Origin of the sequence: Enhygromyxa salina, from assembly GCF_002994635.1 — a bacterium.
In the GTDB taxonomy this organism is placed as follows: Bacteria; Myxococcota_A; Polyangia; order Nannocystales; family Nannocystaceae; genus Plesiocystis; species Plesiocystis salina_B.
The window spans coordinates 62,769-76,025 of sequence record NZ_PVNL01000054.1 but is presented as its reverse complement, the minus strand read 5'-3'; the positions used below and the strand labels follow the sequence as shown (position 1 = coordinate 76,025).

Below are 13,257 nucleotides of genomic sequence, written 5' to 3'. Positions count from 1 at the left end.
CCTACGACCCCCAAAACCCCACCCCAGAAGTGCCCCAGGCCCGGCGTTCAGCCGAGCCTGGGACCCCTCGAGCCAGTCAACCCCCGCCGCCGACTCAGCCGTCAACTGGCGCGTCGTCGCCCTCGACTGCCTCGGGCGGCGCTGCGATCACACCGTCATCGCCCTCGACCTCCCCGTCGGCACCACCCGTCGAGCTGCTGCGCTGGGGTCGCAGCGTGATCATGGGCTGCAGCGCCGCCTCGACCAGATCCCGCGTCTCGGGCTTGGCCTCGTCGAGCATGGTCAGCACCAGGGTGTTGTAGCGGACGATGCGACGCTGCAGCTTCACCCGAAGCACACGTAGATCCGCGCGCGTGGTCGTGTCTTTGCCGCTGCGGCGATCGACCATGGCCTCGTAGAGCTCCTGGCAGCGCTGGATGATCGGCAGCAGCTCCTCACCGGCGAGCTCGAGCAGGTCATCGGCGAGCTCATCGGTCTCGATCAGCTCGAGCAGGTTGGCCATGAGCTGGGATTGCTCGGGGTAAGATCGGTTGAGCATGTCGAGCGAGCCCGCACCGAACAGCCGCGCGCTGAGCTCGCGCGCACGCGTGGCCTTGTCGCGGACGGCCTCGAAGTCGACCGCGAGCTCGTCGTCCTCAATCAGCACATTGAGCCCCGGCCGCTCGTAGCGGGCCCAGCCGCGCATGCGATCGCGGAGCAGCGACCACAGCCCGTCGAGCGCGTTGTCGAGCTCGAGGTCAGCGCTGACCGAGGCCTCGTTGTCTTGTCGCAGACGGATGACCATCGCCGCTTCGGACTCGCCGACGACCTCGCGCATGGCCAGCTCGGCGGCCGCGACATAGGCGGGCGGATCGTCAGGCATGCGCGATGACAGGGCGTTACTGAGCACCACGAGGGTCTGCAGGGGGAGCTGAGGCGCCGTTTGATATGGCGCGAGCTCGAGACTAGCGAAGGGATCCATTGCTGCCATTGCGGACCAGCGTACACGATGATCTCAATGTGTCGAGGCAGAAATTGAATGTGGAGATCAGTCGATGCTGATCCGAGGGATGTCGTCATCGCGCATCGCTCAGCTCGGGCCAGTCGGGGCAGAGAGCCTCATGGCTTCGTCGGGGCAGCTCAGCTCGACGAGCAGATCCAGCCGCATGATCGGCTCGCTGCCGTACACCGTCTTGTGGCGCGCGCCATAATGCAGAGCCCACTCCGCGCCCACGTCGATCATGGGGTTGTCGGCCAGATCCCGCACGCCCACGCTGCCGCGGCTGGTGTAGTGCAGGAACACGCCGATCCGCGGGCGCGACTCGGGGTCGACGTCAGCCATGTCCGCCCGCCGGTCTGTTATGTTGACGCACAGGTCCTGGGGGACGGGTCGGCTGAGCTGCAGCGCCAACACCTCGGGCCGATCGTCGTAGCCCGCGAGCGAGGTCACCACCAGCGGCGGCTCGTAGTTGTCGCTACCCGCGAGGTCGTAGTAGTAGCCGGTCGCATAGCTAGCGCCGTAGTCGATGTTCGAGTAGGCCATGCTCAGGCGAAACTGCCTGGGGTTGACCTGCGTCGTCGGTGCGAGGCCCTCGCTGAAGGTCAGCTGCACGCGATCACGCGCCACAAACCGTGCGCCGAGCACCATGGGTGGATCGCTGTCGTCGCTCGAGCCCGGCCGCGGCCTGGCTGGGGCCTGGGCGACGGGGCAGTCTAGCGCGGGGACGTCGGCAGCTGGGTCGTGGGTGTCAGGGTCGACGCTCAGATCCGTAGGCGTCTTGCGACAGCCTGCCGGGAGGAGCAGCACGCAGGAGGCGATGCCGGTTGCGAGCTCGCGGGCGCTCATGGCGGGCATCGTACTCCAGGATCGACGGGCTCGGCGAAGGCTCCCCTGCTCGAGTCGCCGGATCGTCTCTCGCTACAGCCCGCTGCGCTCCGCGAGCGTTTCCTGAGTGAGACCCCCAGCCCTTGGGAGCCGGCGCAGGTGTCCGCAGAAGCTGTGTCCTGTCGTGCCGTCATCGCTCGCGCGCGCTCGACCGGCGCCCCGCCGACGCGCGCCGAACCAGCCGAGCGTCGTCACGAGGCGAACGTCGTCGAGCTTGGCGCCCCCCGCTCCATGACGGAGTCCGGCCAGGTATCCTGCTCACCGAGCCTCATGCTGAGTAGCTGTCCGCGACATCAGACAGATTCGCGCCCACCGATTCGTTTGTTCTCCATGCCCGATCGACATCCACTTTGCCCCGCAAGGCTGCGATCACCGCTCGCTGGGCACGATGCAGCTGTGATCTGACAGTATTGTAATTCATCTGGAGTTCAGCCGCGATCTGGACATTGTCTCGGCCCGCGAGCCACAGGCGAAGCACGTCCCTGAAGATCTCGTCCACCTGCTCCACGGCCAGCTCGATCATGGCGTGGTCAGTGACGAGCATGAGCACGCGGTGCGGCCCAGGGCCCTTGGCAACTGGCTTGACGTCATCGAGCGGCGTGGTCACGATCTCGCGCTCATGCTTGCGTCGCGCGTCGAGGCCGGTCCAGCGCGCGACGCTGAACGCGAATACCCGCAATGAGCACCTGCCCTCAAAAGAGCGGATGATCCGGACCCAGGTGTCTGCGGCCAGATCTTCGGCGCTTGCGTGTGGCATCGTTCGGCGAAAGTAGCGCTTTAGATCACGATTGACTCGCGTGAACTCACTCTTGCTCACTTTCCCATTCCATGATTTCGGCATTGGCGCTCTCTCTACATGAAAAGCACAGTTTGCGCGGCAGCGCTCCGCGGAGACCTCCGCGTAGTTGCCTTCGTGCACGAGCTGCTCGAAGCTCAACGCCGGGTGGCTGCGAAGCGCCGCGGCCAAGCTCGCGCGGCGGCTTCGCTGGCGATCACGAGCGCAAGGTCACTCATGTTGGCCCTCCGTCGGCGCTGCGCGGGCCCAGCTGAGCGGCGTCTCGGTGTGCATGGAGTAGATCCGAATCCCGACGATGAAACGTTCCCAACCCCGGACGATTGATCCTTGGGCCAGTTGTCGCAGGGCGAGCTCGGGTACCCTCGGCACCCTATGACGCTCGACGAGCTACTCGACGCGTTGAACGATGGGGAGCCGCGCGCCGAAGAGCGCCTGTTTCAACGGCTCCGCGTCGAGCTGTTGCCGTTCTTCAAGAAGCGAGTGCAGGCATCCGACGCGGAGGACCTCACGCAAGAGACCCTGGCGATCGTCGCCAAGCGGCTGCGGACAACGCCCTTTGAGCGGGGGCCGGTCTCGTTTCGCTCTTTCGCGTTCGGCGTCGCTTGGTTCCGTGTCCGGGATAACCGTCGGGCCAAGGTCCGAGATCAGCTGCCGCTCCCCCCGTTCCCGGAATGGTGCGACGTGCCGGAGTCGAGCCTCGATGAGGCGGCGATGACTCTGCAACAATCCGCGCTGCTTCATGCGGCCCTCGTTGCGATCAAGACATGCTATCGGCGCGCGCTCGAGAGCCGGCTGCGTGATGAGGATCCGCGCGAGTTTGCCGAGGCGGAGGGTATCGAGGTGGGGACTGTGCGTAGCCGCGTCCATCGAGCGCTAGAGCTCGTCCGTGCCGAGATTGAGGCCCGACGCCGCACCCCTCGTACGGCGTCCCCGACCGGATGACTCGGAACGATCGTGCGGGCGTCGTCGTCCCCGCCCATCCTCGTGCGCGCTGTTGTAGGATGAGGCCCCGAGTTCGCGGATGTCCCGGCAGCGTTCAGCAGACGACCATCTCGATCGATGGGCAGCGCTCGTTTCCGCCGTCGAGACCGCCGCAACGGCACGCAACGACGATGCATCGATCCCAGCCGTGACGTTTGGTCGCTTCGAGCTGCTCGGGCGGCTTGGCCAGGGTGGCATGGGTGTCGTGTTCCGCGCCCATGACCCCAAGCTGAACCGCGACGTCGCGCTCAAGCTGTTGACGCTGCCGAGCAAGGAGGCCGAGGCCGCCATGCTCCACGAGGCCCGGTGCCTGGCCAAGCTCTCGCACCCCAACGTCGTGGCCCTCTACGACACCGGCAAGGTCGGGACCGAGCTGTTCCTGACGATGGAGTTCGTCGCGGGCGTCGACGTCCGCTCGCTAATCAGTGGGTTCTCGGCGCCGACCTGGCAGCAAAGCGTCAAGATCTTGGTCGCTGCCGGCCGCGGGCTCGCGGCGGCCCACGCCGCCGGGCTCGAGCATGGCGACTTCAAGCCCGAGAACATACTCATCAGCTATGAGGGGCGCGTGCAGGTCGCTGACTTCGGCGTCGCGCGGGCGCTGCGAGACGGGACGGGCGACTGCGACGACGTGGGCGTGGGGCCAGCGGGCGGCGACGGCAGCCCGCTCGAACACGAACAGAGCGGCGGCCTCGGGAGCCTCGAGTACATGGCACCCGAGCGGCTCGTACGCCACCGCGGGGACGCGCGATCGGATCAGTTCTCGTTCTGTGTGGCCCTCTGGGAGTGCGTGCACGGGGAGCGCCCGTTCGCCGGCGAGACCAAGATCGACCTGATGCGGGCGATGGCGAACCGCGAGCTTCGCCGCGGCGAGCGAGGGCGCAAGGTCCCCCGCCGACTGCGAAAGGTGATCGCCAGGGGTCTGTCGATGTTCCCGCGGGATCGGTGGCCGGACATGGAGAGCCTGCTCCGTGCGCTGGAGGGGATCCGCGAGGCGGACAAGCAACGCCCTCGTCGACGGCGGATGGCGATGGTCGGGTTGGGGTTGGCCCTGGCGTGCTCGATGGCGACGGCGGCGATCCTGCCTGTTCCGGAACACCGAGTGACACAGACCGTGGGCGTCGCCGAGCTGACGGGCCGCGCGGGTGCGTATGGCGTCGACGCGCGGGCGACAATGGCTGGGCAGATCACCATCGTCGCCGCTCGAGGTGGGTACGTGGAAGCAGCGTTGCGGAGCCTGGAGTCGACCCCGCGCGCCGAGATCAGCGACAAAGCGTCTCGCAGGCTTGGCCTGGCAAGCGGGGCAGTCGCGGCCGAGTTCGAGCGACGGCGCATCTACCAAGACGCCCTCTACGCGCGGCTGTTGGCCGTCTTTTTTGCCCGTGACGCAGGCGACCCCGCACTCGAGCGACAAGCCCAGATCAATTTTGACGCGGTCGCCAACGCCATCTACACCAACTCGGCATTGTAGCAGGTCACGGTTCCATCCTCATTACAAACGCCGTCATGGCACCAATAGTGAATCCCGCCGCACCCCCCTCCCGGCCAACACGGCCCTCCATTCTCACAACACATCGGGTACTCTTGAGGATCGTCGTGCGGCACATAGTCGACGCATCGACCAGCGGCACAGGCGTCGTCGAGCGGCACGTAGGCATCCACCGCGCCGGTCTGCGGATCCACGACCTCCCCGTAGATCACGGTGTATGTGTTCGTTCCCGATGGACACGGCGCCGTTCCCTTCAGCGTGATCACGCTGCTGGCCGGGCTGTAGCAGACGTCAGCGAGCAACTTCGGGACGACCGCCGGGCTGTACTCACACGCCCCCGGGACGGAGGTGCACAGATGCCGATATTCGGCGTCAGCGGTTAGCGGAATGGCGATCAGAGCCAGCGCGAGGAGGGTGAGGACGGTCCGGTGCATCACGCGAGTCTACCCCCGCAACAACCTCTCTGCTGGCAGCGACAACGAGCCAGACATTGGTCTGGGTCCGCCAAAATCCGATGGACTCGAATTTCGAGCGAGGCCCCGATCACACGGCGCCCACTGCGCCAAGCACGGATTCTCGATGCGAGCCGGGCTACCCGTCGACGCACCAACACGCCGCCTCGCCGTCTTCGTCGGCCATGCACCCGAGCGAGGTCGGGGTGGCCAAGCTCGAGGCGCACAAGGTGTCGCAGTCGTAGACGAGCCAGACTTGGCCAGCGCCACAGTAGCCAAGCTCGGTGTCGGACTCGCAGGCCGTCGTCGCTGGCGCGCACGCGCCAGGTTCGGGCACGCACGCGCAGCTCTCGAGCGGTCCATCGATGACGCAGCCGAGAGACAGCATCGCCGGGCCAAGCTCGGCGCAGCTCTCCTCGCAGCTGCGGTCGACCCAGACCTCATCGACACACTCGCGGACCCTCTCGCCGTCGACGCAGCTTGGGTAGGGGGAACGGCATGGATCCCCGGGCTGATCGAGCAGTGGGGGGTAGTCGTCGTCCGGTGCGCAGGCGCAGCACGCGAGGACCAACAGCGTCGCTAGCCGAAGCCTCATCCGGCCGACTCTGGTGTCTGGGGGATCGGCCCCGTTGCGGCCCGCACCGTGAGCGCTGCAGTCCGGGTCTCGTGGCCCTCGTGCGCGATCGATAGCTCGTAGCGACCCGGCACGAGCTCGAGCACCGACTTGCCGCGGTCACCGGTGAAGACCTGCAAGAACCCGCCGGATGCCGGAGGCACGTCGCCATAGTTCGGGTCTCCCACCAACACCGGATGCTCGAGATCCTCGTCAAAGCACGGAATGATCGCCCCCTCCTGCTCGGTGGTCGTGAGCTCGTAGAAGCCACGCTCAGTGACTGTGAGCACTCGCAGCGCTCCAATCACCTGAGAAGTACCCCACACGTTGGGAGCGGCGCAGTCGATCTCGATCGTCTCGGACCATTGTAAGTCGCCGGTTTGAGGCAAGTCGGGATGGTCGCAGGTATTGAGGGCTCCGTAGGCGTGGGGCGCCTCGGCGAAGTACAGCTCCTGCGCTTCCTCCATCGTCATGTCGTAGGTGCGCTCGAACGCCTCGCGCGAACTCCCGCGTGCACGCAGGAGCTCTCGATAGAGCTCGAGTCCGTGAGTCTCGAGCAACCACCGCGAAAAGTGCCCTGCGGGCCGGTAGTCGAGCTGTGGAGACGCATGGAGGTCGAGGTTGTCGACGGGGGAAGTCTCTCCGAAGAACGTCCGACTGGAGCCCAACGCCATCGCGGCCCCCTCGCTCCAAAACGGAGTCGGTGTGGCGAAGGTGTCGACCACTGCATGTACGAGTTCGTGTTCGATCGAGATGAAGTCGGCATATACGGCCCCCTGACGGTAGCAGCCAATGAGGGAGTCGTCGCACCACCCTGAGTCGGGGAAGAACCTGGACTCATCCCACAGATAGACGTGGATCGGCGTTCGGACGCTGGTCCCCAGCTGCTGCTCGAGAGTCGTGATCAGGCGTTCGTAGTGGTCGAGGTTCCCCTGGCACAGAAGTCCATCGGAGGCTGTCCCGATCCGTAGGTGCTCCGTCTCGTAGCGGAGCTCTGGCAGGTCGTTGCAGCCCAGGACACAAGCCACGACCGCGGCACATGTGATCGGGGGCGGCTTGGTCTGAACCGTCATGCGCCGATCGATCTCAATTTCCCGTGCCGTCGCCCGTGCCATCGTCACCGCCAGTCCCTTCTAGCGGCGACGGGGCGCACAGCGCCAGGGGCGACCAGGTTCCGCCGCCCTCAGTACACTGGATCGCCGCCAGATCCTGATCGGGACCGCACCTGGGTTGACAGGTCAAGCCGAGCGGACCGGTGCAGCACGTGACGGCGCCACCGCCGTTGGGGCACTCCGCGCAAGGAGGTTCGCCACTGCCTCGGCAACCGCCGCCGCCACTGTGCCACCGCTGCACGCAGCGAAGCTGAACGACAAGATGACCACTGCCAAATATGCGGGGAGGGCCCTTCTGCGAGCCATCAGCTTGGATGTGGAGTGGTGAACGCGCATCTCGATCACGCTATCAGCGCACCCCGCTGGCCGTCAAGGCCCCGGTCGGCACCTTGACACGGCCGACGCCGTCTGCTCGCTACCCCCCATTATTCGGGTGGGGGTGCCAACTCGCTATCGGCTGACCTCCGAACGGTTGGCCTGCCGCCAGCTCATGCCCGTGAGCTGCGAACACGCGAAGCGCTCGGACATGCGTCCTGTTCACGCGGCAGGTGAGCGCCGTATCGAGCGCCGCGAGTGGGCGCACCGCCGCCGCGCTTGCGCGTCATCACAAGCCGTTCAATTTGAGATCACCATGGTGCAAGCGATCGCGCTCACGCTCGGCACTCTCGCGCCGCCGTTCGGCCCGCCCGCCCCGATGATCGATCGGGCGACGATCGAGATCACAGATACCGACGCAACAATCACCGGATATGATCCGGACGGTGGCCCCGTTGGCACTCTGACGCTATTCGCCGATCCAGCCGATGGGACGATCGTGGTCGTGTCCGACTACACCGATGGCTACAGCTGGATCGAGCTAGACGCGACAACCGGGAACACCACGATCGACGGGACGTTGAGCCGGGCCGTGGTCGCGTCACGAGCTGCTGACCTCGGTGCCGCGCTTGGCTATCCCTACTCGCTCGCGGAGCCTGAGTACTCACCGCAACCCGGCGCGGGTTGGCTGCAGTGTGGCGGCGGGGTCGTGCTCACCGCGATCGGCCTTGCCGCCGCGAACCCGTTCGCGCTCGGGACAGCGATTCTTGCGGCGTGCGCATGTCTCCCGCTCCTGTTTGAGGGCACGCCGGAGGGAGATGTCGAATGTCCCTGAGCGGCCGTCTGCTTGCCGCCGCGCTCGTGGGCTTGGGTGCGATGGTGCTTGTCCGTGGGGTGATGATCGGGGAGCTAATCACCGGGGTATTTTGGGGGGTGGTGTTCCCATTCGCGATGCTGCTCGAATGGTACTGGGGCCAGACCACGGACCAACCCGCGGCCGTCGTTGCGGATCGTGCCCTGTACGGCGCCTGCGTGGTCGTGTTCGCCGCGGCCGTCTGGCTGGGTCTGTAGGGGTCATCACCACGCGCGCCACTCGTGAGCTCCCAACCCGCGAGAGCCTGCAAACCTAGCTCGAAGCCGAGGTGTACCCACGCAGCGCCCGACCCCAGATCACCCGGGCGCCGATCGCGAGCGCCAGCGTGGTCCCAACCGCGCCAACCAACTCGGGCCAGCCAAGCCCGCCGATCAAGCTCTGCGCCGGATAGCTGGTCATCACGGCGAACGGCACCACGAACGTGAACACCAGCTTCAGCGGTCCGCGAAACACGGAGATCGGCCAGTGCGCGAACCCCAGCAGCGTCTCCATCAGCGACGTCAGATTCTGCAGCTCCAACGCCCGAAAGCTCGCGCACAGCATCAACACCCCCAGCGCAACCAGCGAGACCAGCCCGCTCACGAGCACGACCAGCAGCGCGCCGAGCTGCCCAAGGCTCGGCGACAGCTCGAGCTCAACCGCCGCCACGATCACCAGGCCGATCCCGGTCAGCGCCTCGAGCAGGCTCCACGGCTCGAACTGCGCCGTCAGGCACGAAGCCAGCGCGTCGACCGGGCGCAGCAGCACATAGTCCAGGGTCCCCGTGCGGATCTGCGTCATCGACTTGGACACCGCCGGCTGCACCGCGCTCGCGTAGACCCCGGAGATGATCAAGAAGAAGCCGGTCAGCAGCACCAGCTCCCACGGCCCCCAGCCGGCGACGTCGGAGCGGTGCTCGAACGCGACGAACAGCGGCACCACGCCGCCCAGGCTCCACGCGAGCCCGACCACGCCCTCCGTCCAAAACCCGACTCGGTACTCGAGCGCAGCCAGCATCGACAGCCGCATCTGGGCCCCGAGCAGGCGCAAGTGGCGGGACACCGCGCGACGCTCCATCCCGGCGCTCATGCCCCAAACGCCCCGTAGGCTCGCAGCCCCCGACGCCACGCCAGCGCCGCGATCGCTCCGACGGCGACCAGCCACGCCAGCTGAAGACCGATCCCCTCGAGCGCCTGCGCCGTCGACAGCCGGCCGATCAACAGCTCGACCGGGAACCCGAGCGCCGCGTGAAACGGAAGCACCCGGGCGACCTCGGCCAGGCCGTGGGGGAACAGACTGGTCGGCACCAAGTAGCCCGCGAGCACCACGTACGCGCCGATCCACACGTCGTAGAGCGCGGCCGCCTTGGTCAGCCAAAACGCGAGGCAGCCGATCGCCAGCTGGGTGAGAAAATTGAGGCACCACGCGAACACCACCGCCGGGATCGCCAGCGCCAGCGCGATCGGGTTGGCGGTGATCGAGATGCCGCCGGTAGCCAGCAGCACCACGATCGCAACCGGGGCGGCGAGGGCCGTGCGCAGCGGCAGCGCGGCGAGGTTGAACATCACGTGGTGCGCGACCGGGTGGACCGGGCGCAGCAGCAGCGCGCTGAGGGCACCGGTGCGGATCTGCGAGTCGAGATCCCAGACCACCCACGAGACGCTGAGCTGACGGACCACGAACGCGGCGATGAAGTAGCTGTCGAAGCCGTCCTGATCGTAGTCGCCGATCGGCCCGCTCGCGGCCAGGGCCCGCCACAGCACCAGGCTGATCAGCGGCATCGTCGTGGCCAGCACCCAGATCAACAGCGAGGTGCGATAGGCCGCGGCCTCGGCCACGCCCAGCCGCCACAGCGCGCCGAGCTTGGCGACGCGGCCGCTGCTCACGCGCCCTCCGCTTCGCGGACCGACACGCGCCGAGCGAACAGCTCACGCATGACCTCCTCGAGCGGGGCGTCGTGGACCTCCAGGTCGCGCGCACCGGGCAGCGCGAGCAGCCTGGCCACCGCCGCGGGGACCCGCTGGGGGGCGACGTCCAGGGCCAGGCGCGGCGGGCCGGCGAGCGCGAGCTGGCCGAGCTGCTCGAGCTCGGACTCGGTGCCGGGATCGAGCCGCGCATCCACGCGGACCGCCACCCGCCGCAGCGGCCGGATCCGTCGGACCAGCTCGGCGATGCTCCCGTCGAAACACAGCCGGCCCTCGTCGATCACCAAGATCCGCTCACACAGCGCGGCGACGTCTTCCATGTAGTGGCTGGTCAGCACCAGGGTCGCCCCGTGACGGCGGTGGTACTCGCGAATGAACTCGCGGATCGCGAGCTGCATGGTCACGTCCATGCCGATCGTCGGCTCGTCCAAAAACAGCACCTCGGGCGCGTGCAGCAGCGCCGCGACCAGCTCGCACTTCATCCGCTCGCCGAGCGAGAGCGTGCGGACCGGCTTGCGCACGACGGCGCCGAGATCGAGCAGCTCGGTCATCTCGGCCAGGCGGCGCTCGTAGAGCTCGCGCGGCACATCGAACACCACGCGGTTGAGCTCGAAGGTGTCGAGCGACGGCAGATCCCAGCTCAGCTGGCGCTTCTGCCCCATGACCAGGGCGATCCGGCGCAGGAACTCGGGGCGCCGATCCGCGGGGTCGAAGCCCAGGACCCGCGCCTGTCCCCGGCTCGGGTACAGCAGGCCGGCGAGCAGCTTGAGCGTGGTGGTCTTGCCCGCGCCGTTCGGGCCCAAGAACCCGACCCGCTCGCCGCGCTGGATCTCGAACGAGAGCTCACGGACCGCGTCGACCTCGACATGCTCGCGCCGGAACAGGGCTCGAATTGCCGGCCACAGGCCCGGCTCGCGCTGGCTGACGCGAAAGCTCTTGTCGAGCCGCTCGAGCGAGATCACAGGCCCGTCAGCCACCGCGCGAGGGTACTTGGTCGCCGCGGCGCCGGCCAGACCGCCGGGGTTCTAGACGCCGAACGGAGCGGTCAGCGAGTCCGCGCGCGGGCCAAACACCTCGGCGCCGCCGTCGACGACCGCGACGATGTCCTCGAGGCGGATCCCGTAGCGCCCGGCCAGGTACAGCCCCGGCTCGTCGGACATGGTGTTGCCGACCTCCAGCTGATGATCGGCGTCGCGGACCAGGTACGGGGTCTCGTGCACCTCCATGCCGATCCCGTGGCCGAGCCGATGGCTGAAGTGGCCGTAGTCGGGGTCGAACCCAGCCGCGGCGATCACCTGACGCGCGGCCGCGTCGACCTCGGCGCAGCGCACCCCCGGGCGGATCGTCTCGAGCGCGGCGGTCTGGGCCGCGCGCACGACCTCCCACGCGCGCTGACGATCCGCGTCGATCGCCGCGGGCTCGGGAAACGCCCAGGTCCGGGTGATGTCGCTGGCGTAGCCGTGCAAGAAGCCGCCGGTGTCGACCAAGATCAGGTCGCCCGGCGCGAGCTCGCGGCCTTCGGGGGTGCCGTGCGGGTACGCGGCGTTTTGGCCGAACAGCGCCAGCACCCACACGCTCTCCAGGCCCGCGGCGAGCTGGGCCGCCCGAACCAGGTCGGCGAATTCTCGCTCGTGGATGCCCGCGCGGGCATGGCCAGCCGCCAACTCGATCGCGCGCTTGGTCGCCTCGTTGGCGCGACGCAGCAGCGCGAGCTCGGCTGGGCTCTTGATCCGTCGACACGCCGCGATCGCGGCCTGGCCCGCGCCAAAGCCCCGACTTGGCGCCGCGTCGCGCAGGCCGTCGATCACGAAGCTGCGCGTGGCCGGGCCGGTCGCGACGATCGCCTCGGCGCCGAGCTTGGTGTCGGCGAGGCTGGCGTGGACCAGCGCGTAGGGGCTCTCGTGCTCCTCCCAGGTCCGCACCGCGAAATTCAACGGACCGCGGCGGGCGTCGAGGGTCCCGCGCTCGAACGCCGGGCCCACGAGCAAGGGATCGCCGTCGCGTGGGATCACCAACAACAAGGGCCGCTCGCTCTGGCCCCAGCCGGGACCTCCGAAGTAGCGCATGTCGACCCCAGCCTCGACGATCAACGCGCCCTGCCCCGCCTCGGTCAACTTGGCACGGACCCGCTCGATCCGACGCTCGTACTCGGCGGCGAGGATCGGCTCGACGCCGTCGCAAAAGCCAGCGAGCTCGGCGAAGTCCGGGGTGGCGTTCGTCGCGGCTGGCGGTGCGTAAGTTGACCCCGGGGCAGCGGCGGGCCGACATCCCAGCGCCGACGCGCAGGCGCCGATCGCCCCTAGACCCACGAAAAAGCGCCTGCGTCCGCGATCCATCCAGGTCAGGCTCGCGCCGCGCTCACGCGGCTGTCAAGCGAGGTTGACCTGACCAGATTGCGATCCACCTTCGGCGTCGTGACTGACCAAGCCGGCGCCCCCGCTCGATCTCTCGGCCTGCGACGAAGCGTCACCGCGCTCACGGCTGGCGATCGACAGCTCGGGTGGGCGCCGATCTTCGCGGCGCTGGCGATCGATCTCGCCGACTTAGCGACCGCCGGTCCGATCGGTCTGGTGATGGGGTTGTTCGTCGGCGGCGTGCTGACCACGATCGTCGCCTCGCTCAGCGGCGCGAAGCTGTCCCGCGCGCTCGGGCTGGGCATGCTCGGCTCGCTCTACTGTGCGCTGCCGCTGACCGAGCCGGTCCCGCTCGCGACCATGCTCACCGCCCTGCACGTGTTCTTGCAGCGGCGCAAGCACGCGGAGCAGGCTGCAAAGGAGCCCGAGCACGCCGAGTCGCTCGGTGACCGCGTGGTTCAAGTGGGTCCCGGTCATCGGCACGCGACTGGCTGAGCGCCTGCGGA

Annotated in this window: 15 protein-coding genes; 5 read left to right on the top strand and 10 right to left on the bottom strand. The window is 67.9% G+C overall.

Annotation, left to right across the window (positions count from 1 at the left end):
- Nucleotides 1–94 precede the first annotated feature (94 nt).
- The 3 genes from ENSA7_RS14525 to ENSA7_RS14515 all read right to left on the bottom strand — a co-directional run bounded on the left by ENSA7_RS14525 (nucleotide 95) and on the right by ENSA7_RS14515 (nucleotide 2,705).
- Entirely contained in the window at nucleotides 95–862 is a 768-nt protein-coding gene (locus tag ENSA7_RS14525) for a hypothetical protein (protein WP_146157692.1), read from the bottom strand.
- 207 nt (nucleotides 863–1,069) lie between these two features.
- Nucleotides 1,070–1,825 carry a hypothetical protein gene (locus tag ENSA7_RS14520; RefSeq protein ID WP_106089880.1) on the bottom strand — a complete coding sequence of 252 codons (756 nt, stop codon included), beginning with the start codon at nucleotides 1,823–1,825 and terminating at the stop codon, nucleotides 1,070–1,072.
- Nucleotides 1,826–2,132: 307 nt separating this feature from the next.
- A complete protein-coding gene (locus ENSA7_RS14515; RefSeq protein ID WP_181233735.1) occupies nucleotides 2,133–2,705 on the bottom strand; it encodes an RNA polymerase sigma factor in 573 nt (190 codons plus the stop codon).
- A 327-nt stretch (nucleotides 2,706–3,032) separates the two neighbouring features.
- Here ENSA7_RS14515 and ENSA7_RS14510 point away from each other — a divergent pair, with 327 nt between their 5' ends.
- Nucleotides 3,033–3,602 carry an RNA polymerase sigma factor gene (locus tag ENSA7_RS14510; protein ID WP_106089878.1) on the top strand — a complete coding sequence of 190 codons (570 nt, stop codon included), beginning with the start codon at nucleotides 3,033–3,035 and terminating at the stop codon, nucleotides 3,600–3,602.
- Between the two features lie 187 nt (nucleotides 3,603–3,789).
- Nucleotides 3,790–5,109 (top strand): serine/threonine protein kinase, encoded by a 1,320-nt coding sequence (locus ENSA7_RS14505; protein WP_181233734.1) that lies wholly within the window; start codon nucleotides 3,790–3,792, stop codon nucleotides 5,107–5,109.
- Here the strand turns inward: ENSA7_RS14505 and ENSA7_RS14500 are convergent.
- The 3 genes from ENSA7_RS14500 to ENSA7_RS14490 all read right to left on the bottom strand — a co-directional run bounded on the left by ENSA7_RS14500 (nucleotide 5,088) and on the right by ENSA7_RS14490 (nucleotide 7,313).
- A complete protein-coding gene (locus ENSA7_RS14500) occupies nucleotides 5,088–5,561 on the bottom strand; it encodes a hypothetical protein (RefSeq protein ID WP_106089876.1) in 474 nt (157 codons plus the stop codon). The two genes, ENSA7_RS14505 and ENSA7_RS14500, sit on opposite strands and share 22 nt — an antisense overlap.
- Before the next feature lie 157 nt (nucleotides 5,562–5,718).
- Entirely contained in the window at nucleotides 5,719–6,174 is a 456-nt protein-coding gene (locus ENSA7_RS14495) for a hypothetical protein (RefSeq protein ID WP_146157690.1), read from the bottom strand.
- Entirely contained in the window at nucleotides 6,171–7,313 is a 1,143-nt protein-coding gene (locus ENSA7_RS14490; protein ID WP_146157689.1) for a hypothetical protein, read from the bottom strand. The genes ENSA7_RS14495 and ENSA7_RS14490 overlap by 4 nt, the downstream gene beginning before the upstream one ends.
- Before the next feature lie 430 nt (nucleotides 7,314–7,743).
- On the opposite strand from ENSA7_RS14490, the gene ENSA7_RS14485 reads away from it, so the two are divergent.
- Complete coding sequence (locus tag ENSA7_RS14485; protein WP_146157688.1) at nucleotides 7,744–8,454, top strand: hypothetical protein; 711 nt, start codon at nucleotides 7,744–7,746, stop codon at nucleotides 8,452–8,454.
- A 62-nt stretch (nucleotides 8,455–8,516) separates the two neighbouring features.
- A complete protein-coding gene (locus ENSA7_RS43630; RefSeq protein WP_181233733.1) occupies nucleotides 8,517–8,690 on the top strand; it encodes a hypothetical protein in 174 nt (57 codons plus the stop codon).
- A 55-nt stretch (nucleotides 8,691–8,745) separates the two neighbouring features.
- On the opposite strand, the gene ENSA7_RS14475 is transcribed toward ENSA7_RS43630, so the two are convergent.
- The 4 genes from ENSA7_RS14475 to ENSA7_RS14460 all read right to left on the bottom strand — a co-directional run bounded on the left by ENSA7_RS14475 (nucleotide 8,746) and on the right by ENSA7_RS14460 (nucleotide 12,733).
- Entirely contained in the window at nucleotides 8,746–9,534 is a 789-nt protein-coding gene (locus ENSA7_RS14475; protein ID WP_181233732.1) for an ABC transporter permease, read from the bottom strand.
- A 23-nt stretch (nucleotides 9,535–9,557) separates the two neighbouring features.
- Nucleotides 9,558–10,358: an ABC transporter permease gene (locus ENSA7_RS14470; RefSeq protein WP_106089870.1), complete on the bottom strand. Its 801-nt coding sequence runs from the start codon at nucleotides 10,356–10,358 to the stop codon at nucleotides 9,558–9,560.
- Nucleotides 10,355–11,359 carry an ABC transporter ATP-binding protein gene (locus ENSA7_RS14465; RefSeq protein WP_106089869.1) on the bottom strand — a complete coding sequence of 335 codons (1,005 nt, stop codon included), beginning with the start codon at nucleotides 11,357–11,359 and terminating at the stop codon, nucleotides 10,355–10,357. The genes ENSA7_RS14470 and ENSA7_RS14465 overlap by 4 nt, the downstream gene beginning before the upstream one ends.
- 63 nt (nucleotides 11,360–11,422) lie before the next feature.
- A complete protein-coding gene (locus ENSA7_RS14460) occupies nucleotides 11,423–12,733 on the bottom strand; it encodes a M24 family metallopeptidase (protein WP_106089868.1) in 1,311 nt (436 codons plus the stop codon).
- Between the two features lie 78 nt (nucleotides 12,734–12,811).
- Between ENSA7_RS14460 and ENSA7_RS14455 the strand changes: the two genes are divergently transcribed.
- Complete coding sequence (locus tag ENSA7_RS14455; protein ID WP_146157687.1) at nucleotides 12,812–13,246, top strand: hypothetical protein; 435 nt, start codon at nucleotides 12,812–12,814, stop codon at nucleotides 13,244–13,246.
- The last annotated feature ends 11 nt before the right edge of the window (nucleotides 13,247–13,257 follow it).

What these genes read in the sequence shown, in the direction of transcription:
- ENSA7_RS14460 (WP_106089868.1), bottom strand. Translation starts at nt 12,733, where the DNA reads ATGGATCGCGGACGCAGGCGCTTTTTCGTGGGTCTAGGGGCGATCGGC.
- ENSA7_RS14515 (WP_181233735.1), bottom strand. Translation starts at nt 2,705, where the DNA reads ATGCCGAAATCATGGAATGGGAAAGTGAGCAAGAGTGAGTTCACGCGA.
- ENSA7_RS14495 (WP_146157690.1), bottom strand. Translation starts at nt 6,174, where the DNA reads ATGAGGCTTCGGCTAGCGACGCTGTTGGTCCTCGCGTGCTGCGCCTGC.
- ENSA7_RS14510 (WP_106089878.1), top strand. Translation starts at nt 3,033, where the DNA reads ATGACGCTCGACGAGCTACTCGACGCGTTGAACGATGGGGAGCCGCGC.
- ENSA7_RS43630 (WP_181233733.1), top strand. Translation starts at nt 8,517, where the DNA reads ATGATCGGGGAGCTAATCACCGGGGTATTTTGGGGGGTGGTGTTCCCA.
- ENSA7_RS14525 (WP_146157692.1), bottom strand. Translation starts at nt 862, where the DNA reads ATGCCTGACGATCCGCCCGCCTATGTCGCGGCCGCCGAGCTGGCCATG.
- ENSA7_RS14520 (WP_106089880.1), bottom strand. Translation starts at nt 1,825, where the DNA reads ATGAGCGCCCGCGAGCTCGCAACCGGCATCGCCTCCTGCGTGCTGCTC.
- ENSA7_RS14500 (WP_106089876.1), bottom strand. Translation starts at nt 5,561, where the DNA reads ATGCACCGGACCGTCCTCACCCTCCTCGCGCTGGCTCTGATCGCCATT.